The sequence below is a fragment of the Kitasatospora putterlickiae genome, from assembly GCF_039527695.1.
Taxonomy (GTDB): domain Bacteria; phylum Actinomycetota; class Actinomycetes; order Streptomycetales; family Streptomycetaceae; genus Kitasatospora; species Kitasatospora putterlickiae.
Window position 1 is genome coordinate 494 of sequence record NZ_BAAAKJ010000211.1, and the last position, 576, is coordinate 1,069.

Genomic DNA, 576 nt, shown 5'->3' on the forward strand with positions numbered 1-576 from the left:
GGGCGAGGTCGGCGGCGCCGACCAGGCCGGCCTCGTTGCCGAGGGCGGCGTGCACGATGGCCGCCTCGGGGCGGAAGCCCCGGCCGGTGAGGGTGCGGCGGAAGGTGTCGCGGGCCGGGCCGAGGAGCAGGTCGCCGGCCTCGGAGACGCCGCCGCCGATGACGAAGCGGCCCGGGTCGAGGGCGGCGGCCAGGTTGGCGATGCCGACGCCGAGCCAGGTGCCGACCTCGTAGAGCAGCTCGGTGGCGGTCGGGTCGCCGGCCCGGGCGGCCTCGGTGACCAGCGGGCCGGTGATGCCCTCGACGGTGCCGCCGGCCCGGGCCAGCAGCGGCTGGACCACCGGGGACTCCTCGGCGACCAGCTCGCGGGCGTCGCGCACCAGCGCGTTGCCGGAGGAGTACTGCTCCCAGCAGCCGCGGTTGCCGCACGGGCAGCGGTGGCCGCCGGGCACCACCTGCATGTGCCCGAACTCGCCGGCCAGCCCGTACTTGCCCCGGTCCACGAAGCCGTCGCGGACGACGGCGCCGCCGATGCCGGTGCCGAGGGTCAGCATCACCATGTGCTCCTCGCCCCGGC

Annotated in this window: 1 protein-coding gene; it reads right to left on the bottom strand. The window is 77.6% G+C overall.

The genetic code is table 11. The annotated features are described in order from the left end of the window. A partial coding sequence (locus tag ABD308_RS20965) for an ROK family protein (RefSeq protein ID WP_344337469.1) occupies positions 1-576 on the bottom strand: 576 nt, incomplete at both ends.